The sequence below is a fragment of the Lysinibacillus parviboronicapiens genome (genome assembly GCF_003049605.2).
GTDB classification, from domain to species: Bacteria; Bacillota; Bacilli; order Bacillales_A; family Planococcaceae; genus Lysinibacillus; species Lysinibacillus parviboronicapiens.
In genome coordinates this window covers 2,099,286-2,113,057 of the sequence record NZ_CP073713.1, presented here as the reverse complement: position 1 = coordinate 2,113,057, position 13,772 = coordinate 2,099,286, and the positions used below count along the sequence as shown (strand labels likewise).

The following is a 13,772-nucleotide window of genomic DNA, read 5'->3' as shown; positions in this document are numbered from 1 at the left end:
ACCAATATGTACGGTTTACACAAACCAACTATACAAGAAAAAATCATGATTTTTCTTGCCGAAATTATATATTTAATCATTGCCTATTATCTACTATCCATTGCTAATCAAAAATCAGCCATTTCAATCGGACTTTTTATCGCTTTACTTATTACAACTTTAAGATTAACAGCTATGATGTTTATCTGGCTACCTAGAGGTATTAGCTGGCAAGAGGCCATCATGAACAGTGTAGCTTTTGGCATTTATTATTTAGGTTTCCCTATTTTAATGATTATTGGTAACCCCAAGGCAAACTTGACTTTACTTTTTATAGGCTGGGTATTATTTTTAGGAGGCAGTATATTAAATACTGTTTCAGAATTGCTTAGAAAACCTTTTAAAGACAATCCTGCAAATAAAGGAAAGTTGTATACAGGTGGCTTATTTAAACATGCGATTCATATTAATTATCTTGGAGATTGCATTTGGGTGCTAGGTTTAGCGCTCATATCTAATAATATGTATAGTTTTCTTATTCCATTAGGTTTAATCTTTGTATTTATTTTTGGCTATATTCCAAAATCCGATGACTATTTACAAAACAAATATGGAGAGCAGTTTACAGCATACAAAAAGAAAACCAAAAAATTAATTCCGTTTATCTGGTGAATGTTTCTCCATATAAGATCTTTTTTGCAACGACAAAAAGCATTCAGATTAATTATAATGTGAATGCTCCATCATTTGAAAACGTACAGGTATTGATTGGAATGAGGCGCTGCGAAAACAGCGTGCCCAGGTGGAGACCCCGCAGGAGCTTGCGACGAGGAGTCAGGCTACCCGAGGGAAGCGTCCACCGAGGTGGACATCAATGGCTGCCCAGTTAAAATGAACTGGGCAATTATTTTTCACTCTAGGAAGATTGTTTATTTCGGCATGCTAATACCCAAGATCATGCGCCTATATTTTTTAAAACACTTTTCTCTCATAAATACGAATGGATAGTAACCACGAGCCAATATAGAAAATAACAATTATCAGCATTGCAAAGAAATATAGCTGTATCTCTTGTAAAGACAGGATTTTTAGTGTCAATGCTCTGATTACATCATGTAAATTATTAATGAAAAAACTTATTGTTAGCAAATAGATGACCACTACTCCAACCATCGCCATATGTAAGTATTGCATTTTAAATTTATATAAAAATGGCAGTAGGAAAGATGTAGTAATCATTACAAGACCTAGAATAAGCATCATTTCTTTCAATAACAATAACCCATTGCTTCCATTTACAAGAAAATCCCCAACATACATAACGATAACAAATAACGATGTAAATAGTAATGCTCCGATATATTTTGAAGTAACAATTTCCTTGCGCGTGTACGGGAGCGAATTGAGCAAAATGTTGATATTATCTTTTTCATCCAAAGAACAGGCACTCACGATAAATGATAGGCTAAAAATAAATCCTACATACACAGATGCCTCCACAAACAATGAAAACAGTAGTAATATCGCTATGTACAGTAAAACTATATGCTTTTGTAATAAAAAATCCTTTCGTATAAGGCTAAACATACAGTTCCCCTCCTTTTTTCGAATAATACATAATATCTTCAAGCGTTGGCTTTTCCAAAATAACAGTATCTCCAAATAAGTTTGCCACACGATTTTTATGAGCTGTTAATGCTTCAAAACCACTGTTCGTTTTTCGGATAGCAATAAACTCTTGTTCCGTTTCACTATCCAATAAATCCAGTGTTCCTTTTACAATGGCATACTCCTCTTCAATTTTATAAAATTCCTTCGTAAACATATGTTTGCCATTTTGAATAAAGGTAATGTAATCGGCGATGCGATCTAAATCCGTTGTAATATGCGTCGAAAAGAAAATGGTTTTATCCCCGTTTTGCATTAAATCATGTAAAATATTTAGTAATTCTCGTCTAAATATCGGGTCCAGACCAGATGTTGGCTCATCCATAATGATTAACTCTGCATGATGTGCTAGTGCAATAGTGAGCGAGGCTTTCATTTTCATGCCTTTTGACAATGTCTTCATTTTTTTATTCAGCGGCAGTTCAAACTGGTCCACATAATGCTGAAATGCCTTATCATCCCAATTTTTATAAGCGGGTTGAATAATCTTTTTCATTTCCTTTAAAGTTAAATTTTCATAAAAAATGTTTTCATCATAGACAAAACCAATACGTTGCTTTATTTCTTTTTCATGTTGATTATAATTCAAGCCAAAAATCGAAATAGAGCCACTATCTTGCTGTAATAAATTCATAATTAATTTGATTGTTGTCGATTTACCAGCACCATTTCCCCCGATAAATCCAGTCACATAACCTTTTTTAACGGCAATAGAGAGATCCTTCACCTGAAATCCGTTAAATGATTTATTAATATGCTGTAATTCAATAACATTTTCCATCATTCATCCTCCATATATAATAATGTAAGCATTTCCTTTAGTTCAGCCAAGCTAATGCCCATTTCTTTACTATTTTGAATGGCCGCTACTAGCTTTTCTTCGATTGCTTTCATTTTTCTTTCCTTCACCATCTCCATATTTTGTTCTGAGATGAACGAACCTTTTCCAACAATGGAATAAATAAAGCCGTTTTTCTCAAGTTCTTCATAGGCACGTTTTGTTGTAATCACGCTAATTTCTAGGTCTTTTGCAAGTTGGCGCATAGAAGGCAGTGATTGACCTTCTTGTAATTCACCCGTGATGATTAACTTTTTAATTTGAGCATAAATTTGTTCATAAATTGGCTCTTTTGAACTGTTGGAAATAATAATTTGCATGCAAATACCTCTTCTTAAATATTGTGTATATACTTTATATACAATATATACACAATCTAATTATTTTGCAACCTTTAAATTTTACCGAAGACAGCGTCATAATAAGCACATACTGAAAAAAGCCACTCGCTTTCTGCGGACGAACTAGCAAGTAAGCAGGGCAAGCTCGTTTTCCCATAGCAGTCTAACTTTACTCTTTATATGGCATCAAAAATTGTTGTGTGATGATGTAGAAAAACTTACAAAATAAACGCGAACATTTTGACATGATGACGTTTTAGCAAGCAGTCCACAAGATTACTTAGTGGCTCGTTTTGAACAAAAAACAACAGAAAAAATCAAAAGGTTTCAGGAATACTGAGCAATCCCGAAACCTTTTGAATGTATTTTTTTATTACACTCTATATATCTTACTTTTTGACACAGGAGGCATGTACATCTGCGGTTACCAGCCGAAGAACACAACAACATGACTTTCATTTTTTCTCCGACATTAAATTACCTATATTAGACAATACGATGAAGACACCACCAATAACACTCCATTTGAACCCGCCGATAAAACCGAAAATAAAAACTATAATTCCTAACACTGTGCCGAGTGTTGAACCTATTCATATTGTCTTTTGACTAGGATCGGGGCGCTGAATGGATACACCAAAAAATTTATTTACTTTATCAATTGATTTATCTATTTTTTTAACAAAGTGGCGCATGTCATTCTCTCCTCTTTTAAAGTAATTTTGCAACGATTTGGATTATATGTGTAATTATCGTTAACGAGCCTAAAACCATACAACATGTTGCTAATGTACTTTTTTTATGCTTTTTTTGCTTTATAAGTCCATAAACAATCAGGCAAAATCCAAACGTAATAGATACCATGTTAATAATAATAAAAAACGTTTCATTTAATGATGGGAAGTAAAAAATACTTTCTAATTGCATGCTCAATTTGTCTCCTTATGCTTGATATTTTAAGTTAAACGACTCAATCATACTTTGTGATTTTTGAGTTATAGTTCTGCACAAAGTTGGAATTTCTACAGGTTTCTCACCATCCTCGCTCTCAAGAGTGCCAATGGCTAAGTACGCAATTGCCACGCCTACTACTCTGATGTGGGATGCAGGTCACCAATGCAATTTCTGGGTTATAAGAACAGGCAATTGCCACCACGATAAGAGGTGAACAAATTGTCATCGGACATAATGATTACGCATCCCTAGCGTTTATCTGTCCTCTTCCCTATTCACAATTTACTGCACGGTCATAAAAGCCATACTCAGTATGTTAAGTATTGGCAGTCTGTATGGATTGTTGTAGTCCTCCATTATTAAACGAAATAAACTGACAGCTATAAAAATAATAAGTATGAGTTTAATAAAAATATGCATTAATGACATGAACCCTAAATAATCTGTAAACATCAGAACGCTGTCAACTTTAAAACGCCCCTCTATAAGACCAACAAAGCAAATTGCTACGATCCCAATGAATCCTCCGATAAAATATTTAGGTACAGGATGTTTTTTCCGTCTTAACTTCAGCAGCCTTAGCATGAATTCTGTCTCCGTTCATTAAATTTAAGTAATAAGCGCTCTAAAGGGCAGTGCTTTTATAAACATTTAATTCCCCTTTTAGCGACGTAAGTTAATTGTACGAATCGATCATCTCTTTTTTCTTACTCATTTCTTACAAAATTATTAATTGTTGTCTGTTCATTCACGGGTAAACATTACCATAAGCAAAGCCCAAAAATGTTGATGTAACAACGTTTCTGGGCTTTACTAGTAGTGCAAAGAATCTATGAGACTCCTGCTCATGTTATTTACGAGGAAAATGGAGCGAAAGGTGTAACTATTTTTTGGAGCGAAAGTGCAACGTCAATCTATGAAAACGCCAAGCAAAGCGGCGCAGACACTAAGCGTTGAGGCAGTTTATCGTAACTGCGGAAAACGAGGAGGCTTTTTGTGATTTATCTAATTATTTTTACTAGACTGTCCCATTTTACAATTGGTCTTCTACTTCATTTTTTCATCCTAAATACCTCACCTTTTGGTACAAATGGTGGCTTTGCGCCTTGTGGCATCACAAAGGATGCTCTCTTTTAATTCGACAAGCGATCGCATTCGCCGACCGTGATAATCAGAATAGGTCCATCCCTATTTCTAGCAAAATCGGCGGAAATAATATATACAAGTATGCAAATTCAGGAACTATTTGGTTGTAAATTCGTTCTATTAATTACGGACTCTATCGAAAAATATACTTGGCTTTATTTTATGTTGTGGCTCTGCCATAATTAGAAATATAGCACCTTAGTATGTACTCATTTGTAAAGGAAGGAGGGAGATGTTGTCTTCTACCAACATCATCAACAATGAAATTATTAAAAAACTTGATGAAAGGTATACTTATATTTCTAGCTGTTATCGGTATATCGATTTTCATGATTATACAATTATTTGATTCTATGTATAATAAACAGACAAATGAGCCCGAATATGTTGAAGAAGGGCCAAGTACAGAGGAATTCATCGGCTCTATTGCAGAAACTGCCCGTAAGCTTGGTGCAGAAAATGATTTATACGCCTCTGTTATGATTGCGCAGGCTATTTTAGAGAGCCAAAATGGACAAAGTGGTCTAGGTTCAGCTCCTAATAATAATTTATTTGGTATGAAGGGCCAGTTTCAAAACGACTCTGTCACACTTGAAACCTCTGAAGATGATGGTTCTGGTAAGATGTCCACCGTGATGGCAGAGTTCCGTAAGTACCCTTCCTATGAAGACTCTATGAAAGATTATGTAAAATTACTGCGTAATGGTGTGTCATGGAACAAGGATTTTTATACAGGTGTCTTTAAGAGCCAGACCAAGTCCTATACAGACGCAACAAAATTTTTAACAGGCTCTTATGCGACAGATTCAAAATACAATGAAAAGCTTAACTTGCTTATTGCCAAATACGACTTACAACAATATGATAGTCCTGTCAAAAACAAAAAAACGATTACGGTTGATGATGGCGACTCACTCATGCATATCGCAGAGGCCCACAACGTTAAGGTGACATCCCTCAAGCAATGGAATCAGCTTAGATCTGATCGATTAGAAGCAGGTCAACAACTCAATATCTATCAATATTAAAAAAATCTCCATGCACACTTGGGACTGTGAAGACCCCTTTGTAGCTTGGAGATTTTTTATTTTTTTAAAAGGCTCTGAGAAGAAAATAGCTAAGCCATACATCGAATAATGTCATTTAAGGGAGCCCTGTTAAGAAACACACTAGTGTACATAAAAAAGGCTTTAAAGAGATTCTTCCTCCATAAAGCTAGTAAAAGATTGCTATTATTGACTCGTCAATCGTTGAATCACTGTCTCTACTTCAAAAACACGCTTGTTTAAAGCACCCGTTCTATCTTCTACTTGGTTTGCAATTTTTTCTGTGAATTGCCCTAAATTTTCAACAATATTTTTTTGTAGCTTATCTAGTCCAAGTTTCACCTCTTGAACCTCATCCTCAATTTTGTCTAATCGTTGATCGATTCCATCCAAACGATGTTCCATGCCATCAAATCGCTTGTCCATTCCATCCAAACGTTGTTCCATGCCATCAAATCGCTTGTCCATTCCATCCAAACGTTGTTCCATACCATCAAATCGCTTGTCCATTCCATCCAAACGCTGATTTACTGGCCCTAATTCTTCTTTTAAAACTGAACGTAATAATTCTTTTAAGTCTTGATCCAAATACATTACCCCCAATTTTTTATTAATAATTATAGCATAAACAAATCAGAAGTTGATTCTCTATTATTTACCTATTTTTTGAATCTATTGAGATGACATCTTGCTTCTTTGTATGTTCCTAAAATTCGGTGGTAAAAATTAACACCTTTGCTGCGGCTATCCGCAAAACTCACGATGCTATCTTACCTCGTTCTCTCGGTTTGTGATTATGTTTATTTAATAAACTTTTTCAAATTTACAATGTTTTGAAAATGGGTTCCTTCATGAAAAATTGTTCGAATTAATACTTGTTTAATCGTATTCATCCCCATATCGGTAGGAGCATATTCCACTTCTAATATGTTTCCAAACTGCTCTCGGATGTTTTCAATTTGATTGGTTATTTTCAACTCTTCATAAGATGGTGTGTCAGTAGTGAAGTCCTTAGGAGCTGTGCCGAAACCAAACCAATCATTAAATTCCTAACTTCAGTGAAAAGGACAACCATCCCTTTGTTAGATGAGGTTGCCCTTTTTATTTGTTTAGTAAAAATGGCTGCCTTTTATATTGTCCTTGGATGAACCCTCGGCTTATAGCTACTATCTTTTTATGGTTGATCACACAATCATCTCTAGGTACTGCCTACTTAGTCTGCTATGGAAACTCAAAGGTCTTAATCTATCGATTAAAAATCGGGACAGTTGTCGTCTTGTACAACGCTTCGAAAAATTGGTAGATGCACGGTGTTTGCCTTTTAATCTGCAAAATAACTCCCTACTGCTGTGATGGTCGTTGCTAAGTCTTCTCGATAAAGCAGATGTTGTGCGTTTAGGCTATTTATATTGACTTCATTACCGTCCAGGGAAGCGTGCACATATAGACTGTCTCCAATATACAGTGCGACATGGCCTGGGAAGTACAATAAATCACCTTTTTGCATTTGCGCAAGTGCGATCTCCTTGATTGGAAAACCCTCAACAATTTTGGCGTCTCGGAAAATCAATACCCCATTTAGCATATATGCCATCGAACATAGCCCCGAGCAATCAATACCCAGCGGCGATTTCCCACCCCAACGATAGGGTGTAGTTATATAGCTAAGTGCTGTTTGTACTACGTTTTCCCGAAACTCTTGCTCTGGTAGACTATTGTCCGCAATCTTTTCAGTCAGCCATTTTTTGCGTAAATAGCCCCGTTCTCCTGTTGCTAATTGAATGCTAGCCCATTGTGAGTCTAGTGCTTCGTCTTGTAAATCACGCACGATTGAACCTTTCACAAGTGTTATTAATTTCGAGCTTTGAATGCGAGGATGTTGTAATATATCTGCAAAGCTTTGGCTAATGACATGTGTTGCTTCAAGACGCCAAGCACTCGTTTTCACATTATCTCGCAGTAAATTCACTTTTCTGCAGTAGCCCTGATACTGATAGGTTGTTTGTACATGTAGCCAGTAATCATCTAACTCTTCAATGATTTGCACAGGCATTCCATATAACAACTCATCAATCAGCTCAGACGTTCCATTCGGTTCAGCATACAGATTAGCTATCATCGATGTGACAATGGCATTCATTTTAGCGCCCCTTTCTGTTGTATCAGGTACTCATAAACAACCTTTGAAATGCGACCAATTAGTTGCCTTGCATCCTGATTATTCGTGACCTCTGTGATAAAAACGCCTATCAGATAATCTTTTGCGTCACTGTAAACAATGCCTACATCATGGTCGACTGTCTCAAGCCCCCCTGTTTTATGGGCGATTGTCACATCATCTATTAGATAACGACGGAGTGATTCGTGTACACGCTGGCGACTCAAGATATCAATTGCCAGTGCACTGTACGACGGCATTAATAAATCTTGGTGATACATATGCGTAAAAATATGGGTCATATCCCGAGCAGTCGTCACATTATCCACGCCATTTGCCAAGCGTTCAAAGTCCATCATCTTGCGCTGTAAGATGGTGTGCGTAAGCCCGATTTCACGAAAATAACGATTGAGCACATTCATTCCCATAAAATCAATCAGTACATTGGTTGCTGTATTATCGCTCGTAATAATCATCCACACCAATAACTCATAGATGCTAGCCGCTTGCAATTGTTGTTCACTGATACCACTAAAATCGACCCAGTCTTTAGGAGATATCGTCAACACTTGATGCAACGCTACTTTATTGGTTTGTACATGATGTAACACCGCCAATAGGATGGGCACTTTAATGAGACTTGCACTAGAAAACACATCATCGTATCGCTCACTGATGATAATTTCATCTGTGCTTAAATCTTTGACAATCATATGCATTTTGTAGGGACTTTTCTGTAGTAACTGTGGTAGCATTTGCTCCATCCTTTGCTTACCCTACGATTTTCATCATGTGTGTCTCTGTGTTAACGGTTATTGTTCGCCCTAATGGTAGAGTCATTGTTGGTAAGCAATGACCACAAGTCATATCCATTAAGATCGGTTTTTTAAGTGGCACTAAAATTTCATTAAAAATGGTGTGCAGTGATAAGCTATTTTCTGGTTGCTCTGGGTTTTCAGGACCACAATTTGTCCAAGCACCTAATACTATTCCTGCCACTGCCTCAAGCTTACCAGCTAATTTTAACTGTGTGAGCATGCGATCTATACGTTGTTCGTTTTCATCTATATCCTCTAGAAATAGAATCTTTCCCTTCGTATCAATTTCATAAGGGGTTCCAAGGGATGCCGTGACTAATGTTAAATTTCCACCGACTAGCCGTCCAGTTGCTTGTCCTGTGACTAGTGTTGTCATTGACTGTCCTGGTGGATTTTCAAAAGGTAGCCCATTACTTTCATTGACCATTACGTGGTAGATAAAAGAATCCCATGTATAATCATCCATACCCGATTGAATAAACTCCGTAGACGGCATCGGCGAATGATATGTGACGAAGTCACATTTTTGATTAAAGACAATATGGAGTGCTGTCACATCGCTATAACCTGCAAATACCTTAGGATTCGCTTGTATCATATCGTAATCAAGGTAGGGGAGAATCTTTGTCGCTCCATAGCCACCACGAATACAAAAAATGCCATCAATATTAGGATCGCGGAACATTTGATTGACTTCAGCGGCACGAAGTTCATCTGCCCCTGCTAAGTAGCCATGTCTTGCCCGACATGTTTCTCCTACGACTACTTTAAAACCGAGCTTCTCCACACTGTCAATTGCCGGATATAATTTACCAGGCGGTGTTGCACCTGAGGCACTAATTAAGCCAATTGTATCGCCTTTTTTTAATGCTTTTGGTATTTTCATCGGTCAAACCCCCATTTTTCGTGTCGTACGGTAATTTTCAATTTCTTGTTCGTTGGCCAGTATGAAATGACCCTTCTCTATTTCCACAAACGCTGGTGGCTGTTGGTCATAGCGGTGCTGTGTTGGGTCATAGATTTCAACGATTTTTTCACGCTCCTTATACGGATTTGGCTCTGGCACAGCCAATAATAATGCGCGTGTATACGGATGGATGGGATTGGAAAATAGCGTTTCCGTCTCCGCTAACTCCACAATATTGCCTTTATAAATAACTGCTGTACGGTCTGTAATAAAACGTACGATGGATAAATCATGTGCAATGAATAAATACGTTAAGTGATTTTGCTGTTGTAAATTGGCTAATAAGTTTAACACTTGTGCCCGTATCGACACGTCTAACGCTGAAATTGGTTCGTCCGCAATGATAAACTCTGGCTCCATCACTAATGCACGTGCAATGCCGATACGCTGGCGCTGACCGCCTGAAAATTCATGTGGAAAGCGATTGGCAAATTCGGGTAGTAACCCAACATTCAACAGTGCCTTTCGCACTTTTTGCTGACGGTCTTCCTCGCTTGTAAATTTTTTTGTATTTACGAGACCTTCTGAAATAATATAGTCAACCTTCGCTCGTTCATTGAGTGATGCCATAGGGTCTTGGAAAATCATTTGGATTTTCTGTGTAATTTCACGATCCCAGTCCTTTGAGATTTTGCCGTTAATGTTCTTTCCATGGTACAAAATCTGTCCGTCGGTAACTTCATTGATGCGCATGATGGCACGACCAATCGTTGTTTTCCCTGAGCCTGATTCGCCTACTAATCCAAATGTTTCGCCTTTAAAAATGTCAAAGCTTACATCGTCAATCGCAACGAATTTGTTTTTCCCTTTTCCAAAGACAATTTTTAAGTTTTTTACGGCCACTAGTACTTCTTTATGCGTCATTGGCGTGTTGCCTCCCCTCCTCAAAAAATGCTAGTAATGTTTCAGGAAGCTCTACTTTTGGTGCGCGAGGATCTAGTAGCCACGTTCGTGCATAATGTGTGTTACTCACCTGAAAGAAAGGTGGTCGCTCCTCATAGTCAATTTTTAATGCGAATGGATTGCGTGGTGCGAACGCATCGCCCTTTATTGCTTTGAACAGATTTGGTGGGGTACCTTTAATGGAATAGAGCTGTTGCCCTTTTAAACCGAGCTGTGGTAATGATGAAATCAGTGCCCAAGTGTAAGGGTGTTGGCCATTGAAGAAAACTTCATGTGTAGCACCCACTTCGATGACATCACCTGCGTACATAACCGCAATACGATCGGCCACTTTTGCCACAACGCCTAAATCATGTGTAATATAAACGGTGGTTAGCCCATATTTCTGTTGCAGATTTTTTAATAGCTGCAAAATTTGTGCTTGAATCGTTACATCGAGTGCCGTCGTGGGTTCGTCGCAAATTAATATTTTCGGATGACAAGCAAGGGCAATCGCTATCACAATTCGTTGTCGCATCCCTCCGGAAAATTCGTGAGGGTATTGCTTATAGCGTTTTTCCACATCATAAATACCCACATCAGTTAGGTATTTAAGTGTTTCTTCATAAGCGGATTTGCCCTTTAAGCCTTGGTGTAAAACCACACATTCCTCAATTTGTTTACCAATCGTTTTCAGTGGATTTAATGATGTCATCGGATCTTGTGTAACCATCGCAATTTCTTTCCCTCGTATTTGCAACCATTCTCGCTCTGTTGTAAACTGCGCTAAATCCCTATCATTATAAAGAATTTGACCTTGCTCGATGGAACCATTTTTATCGAGCAGACCCATAATGGATTTCACAAGAACCGATTTTCCTGAGCCCGATTCGCCAACAATCGCTAAGCTTTCACCTTGATATAATTCAAGGGAGATGTCACGAATGGCTGTCAGTACCTGACCTCGAAGTGTAAATTTAATGACTAAGCTTTGAATCGATAAAATGCTGGATTTTGTACGTGTTGCTTCCATCCTCTTCCCCCCTCTAAACATGATTTTTTGGATCTGCTGCATCCGCAAAGGAATTGCCAATTATATAAAAGGCAATTGTAATCACACTTAACACGATACTCGGGAAAATCAGTTGATATCGTAAATCCGGAGACATCATCAAAACACGACCTTCATTGATTAAATTCCCTAATGACGGTTCACTGATTGGTAGCCCTAGCCCAATATAGGTTAAAAACACTTCTGCACCAATTGCAAAAGGAATTGCGAGGCTCATCCGAAGCATAATGACAGATATTAAATAGGGTAATAGATTCTTGACGATAATGCGGTAGTCAGGCGTTCCTAAACATTTAGAGGCTAAGTTATACTCGCGGTCACGTAAAATCACAATTTGGTTACGTATGAAGCGGGCCATTTCCACCCAGCCAGTGATACACATAGCAATGATGATGGTCGAAATACTTGGACGTAAAATATAAGACATTAAAATAAGAACAATCGTTGTCGGAATATTATCCACCACATTATAGAGCTGCGTAATCGGCACTTCTAGCTTACGAGAGAAGCCCCACAGTGTGCCAATTGTAATGCCAACAATGGCCTCCACCAATGCAACAACACAGCCAATTAGTAATGAGGTACGAGTCCCTGCCCAAATGCGCGACCATAAATCCTGCCCAATTGAGTTAGTCCCAAACCAAAATTCAGCGTTCGGGGCAATATTGCGCGCTTGTAAGCCTGTTTGGTCATCAAGATAAATTTCAGTTGGTGATTTTTGCTGTGGTAGGTACGGTTGCAGGATGGTAAATGCGACGATTAGACAAACCATGACTAATAACAAGACCGCCAAGCGATTTTTCAAAAAGGATTGCCATGTCGAACGCCAGTAAGAATAATTGGAGTAGGCTGTTTCTTCTGCTTTGCTATCATTTACTTTAGCAAACTGAAACAGCGCTTCACGTGACTTGTCTGAGATATTATTAATTTCTTCTGTATATATGCTCATTAGCGTACACTCTCCCCTTTTCCTAATTTGATACGTGGATCAACAAGTGCCATGGCGATATCCCCTAAAATCAGACCGATGATTCCTAGTGATGAGAAAACGAGAACAAGTCCTTGGACTATGGTATTATCCTGTCGTTGGATAGCATCAACGAGTAAGCCCCCCATCCCTGGTATGGAATATAAGGATTCAATATAAATAGAGCCTGTAATGGTAAATAGAATGGTTGCAGGTAAGTACTGCGCCATCGGTATGAAGGCATTTCTTAAGACATGACTAAACATTAATGTACGCTCTTTCACGCCTTTTGCCCGTGCTAGCTTAATATAGTCCTTATTTAGTTCATCGACCATATAACGACGCATCCACATTGCATAGGAGGCAGTCGGTGCGAGAGCCATTGACACCAGTGGTAATATCCAAGTAATTGGCCTATATTCATCAAATAGCATTGGCAAACGGAAAATTTCTGTCACATACATTTGAATCACTAAATAGTACACTGCCGCTGGAACAGCAACGACGAAGACAATGTATCCGGTTCCTAAACGATCAAGCCAGCGTCCTTTCATGTGTGCCATTAAAATCCCAAGTGGTACACCGATAATTAGGGATAGGGCAACGGCACCTAGCCCAAACAGTAACGAATAGATGATTTTATCTGCAATGATCGTGACAACCGGTACATCTGTACGATAGGTAACTGATTTGCCCAGATCTCCTTGCAATAAGTTTGTATAAAAATTCCCTAATTGAACAAGCAATGGTTCCCTTAGACCTAAATTACTTAAATACACCTCCTGTTGAGCAGGGGACATTTTATCTGCCGCAGCGCCTAAATAACCTTCTTCAGGCATTAAACGTAGTAATGAAAAAACAATCGTGATAATGATAAAAAGAGTGATGATTGATTGTAACAACCGTTTTCCGATATACCACAACATCGTTTATTCC

General features: G+C 38.1%; 16 protein-coding genes. 3 read left to right on the top strand and 13 right to left on the bottom strand.

Going from position 1 to position 13,772, the window contains the following annotated elements; all coding sequences use genetic code 11:
• Positions 1–6: 6 nt before the first annotated feature.
• The gene (locus C9J31_RS09995) at positions 7–651 is read left to right on the top strand and encodes a methyltransferase family protein (protein ID WP_107949019.1); all 645 of its coding nucleotides are present in this window, start codon (positions 7–9) and stop codon (positions 649–651) included.
• Between the two features lie 300 nt (positions 652–951).
• On the opposite strand, the gene C9J31_RS09990 is transcribed toward C9J31_RS09995, so the two are convergent.
• From C9J31_RS09990 to C9J31_RS09970, 5 genes are all read right to left on the bottom strand, one after another.
• Positions 952–1,566 carry an ABC-2 transporter permease gene (locus C9J31_RS09990; RefSeq protein WP_107949017.1) on the bottom strand — a complete coding sequence of 205 codons (615 nt, stop codon included), beginning with the start codon at positions 1,564–1,566 and terminating at the stop codon, positions 952–954.
• Complete coding sequence (locus C9J31_RS09985; RefSeq protein WP_107949015.1) at positions 1,559–2,428, bottom strand: ABC transporter ATP-binding protein; 870 nt, start codon at positions 2,426–2,428, stop codon at positions 1,559–1,561. Before C9J31_RS09985 ends, C9J31_RS09990 begins: the two co-directional genes overlap by 8 nt.
• Positions 2,428–2,805, bottom strand: a complete 378-nt coding sequence (locus tag C9J31_RS09980) for a GntR family transcriptional regulator (RefSeq protein WP_107923800.1) — start codon at positions 2,803–2,805, stop codon at positions 2,428–2,430. The genes C9J31_RS09985 and C9J31_RS09980 overlap by 1 nt, the downstream gene beginning before the upstream one ends.
• Positions 2,806–3,537: 732 nt before the next feature.
• Complete coding sequence (locus tag C9J31_RS09975; protein ID WP_107949013.1) at positions 3,538–3,753, bottom strand: hypothetical protein; 216 nt, start codon at positions 3,751–3,753, stop codon at positions 3,538–3,540.
• 309 nt (positions 3,754–4,062) lie between these two features.
• Positions 4,063–4,365 carry a hypothetical protein gene (locus C9J31_RS09970; RefSeq protein ID WP_107949011.1) on the bottom strand — a complete coding sequence of 101 codons (303 nt, stop codon included), beginning with the start codon at positions 4,363–4,365 and terminating at the stop codon, positions 4,063–4,065.
• Between the two features lie 411 nt (positions 4,366–4,776).
• Between C9J31_RS09970 and C9J31_RS09965 the strand changes: the two genes are divergently transcribed.
• Together C9J31_RS09965 and C9J31_RS09960 are read left to right on the top strand one after the other, a co-directional pair.
• Entirely contained in the window at positions 4,777–4,917 is a 141-nt protein-coding gene (locus C9J31_RS09965) for a hypothetical protein (protein ID WP_193767048.1), read from the top strand.
• A 269-nt stretch (positions 4,918–5,186) separates the two neighbouring features.
• On the top strand, positions 5,187–5,954 hold the full coding sequence (locus tag C9J31_RS09960) for a glucosaminidase domain-containing protein (protein WP_107949009.1): 768 nt from the start codon (positions 5,187–5,189) through the stop codon (positions 5,952–5,954).
• 204 nt (positions 5,955–6,158) lie between these two features.
• Here C9J31_RS09960 and C9J31_RS09955 read toward each other — a convergent pair whose 3' ends face one another.
• From C9J31_RS09955 to C9J31_RS09920, 8 genes are all read right to left on the bottom strand, one after another.
• A complete protein-coding gene (locus tag C9J31_RS09955) occupies positions 6,159–6,560 on the bottom strand; it encodes a hypothetical protein (protein ID WP_107949007.1) in 402 nt (133 codons plus the stop codon).
• A 733-nt stretch (positions 6,561–7,293) separates the two neighbouring features.
• Positions 7,294–8,112: a C40 family peptidase gene (locus C9J31_RS09950; protein ID WP_107949005.1), complete on the bottom strand. Its 819-nt coding sequence runs from the start codon at positions 8,110–8,112 to the stop codon at positions 7,294–7,296.
• Positions 8,109–8,894 (bottom strand): serine hydrolase, encoded by a 786-nt coding sequence (locus C9J31_RS09945; RefSeq protein ID WP_107949003.1) that lies wholly within the window; start codon positions 8,892–8,894, stop codon positions 8,109–8,111. Before C9J31_RS09945 ends, C9J31_RS09950 begins: the two co-directional genes overlap by 4 nt.
• A 7-nt stretch (positions 8,895–8,901) precedes the next feature.
• Positions 8,902–9,834, bottom strand: a complete 933-nt coding sequence (locus C9J31_RS09940) for a S66 peptidase family protein (protein WP_107949001.1) — start codon at positions 9,832–9,834, stop codon at positions 8,902–8,904.
• Between the two features lie 3 nt (positions 9,835–9,837).
• Positions 9,838–10,779: an ATP-binding cassette domain-containing protein gene (locus C9J31_RS09935; RefSeq protein WP_107949000.1), complete on the bottom strand. Its 942-nt coding sequence runs from the start codon at positions 10,777–10,779 to the stop codon at positions 9,838–9,840.
• Positions 10,769–11,830 (bottom strand): ABC transporter ATP-binding protein, encoded by a 1,062-nt coding sequence (locus C9J31_RS09930; RefSeq protein WP_107948998.1) that lies wholly within the window; start codon positions 11,828–11,830, stop codon positions 10,769–10,771. The genes C9J31_RS09935 and C9J31_RS09930 overlap by 11 nt, the downstream gene beginning before the upstream one ends.
• A gap of 13 nt (positions 11,831–11,843) precedes the next feature.
• A complete protein-coding gene (locus C9J31_RS09925) occupies positions 11,844–12,818 on the bottom strand; it encodes an ABC transporter permease (RefSeq protein ID WP_107948996.1) in 975 nt (324 codons plus the stop codon).
• Entirely contained in the window at positions 12,818–13,762 is a 945-nt protein-coding gene (locus C9J31_RS09920; RefSeq protein WP_107948993.1) for an ABC transporter permease, read from the bottom strand. The genes C9J31_RS09925 and C9J31_RS09920 overlap by 1 nt, the downstream gene beginning before the upstream one ends.
• Positions 13,763–13,772 lie beyond the last annotated feature (10 nt).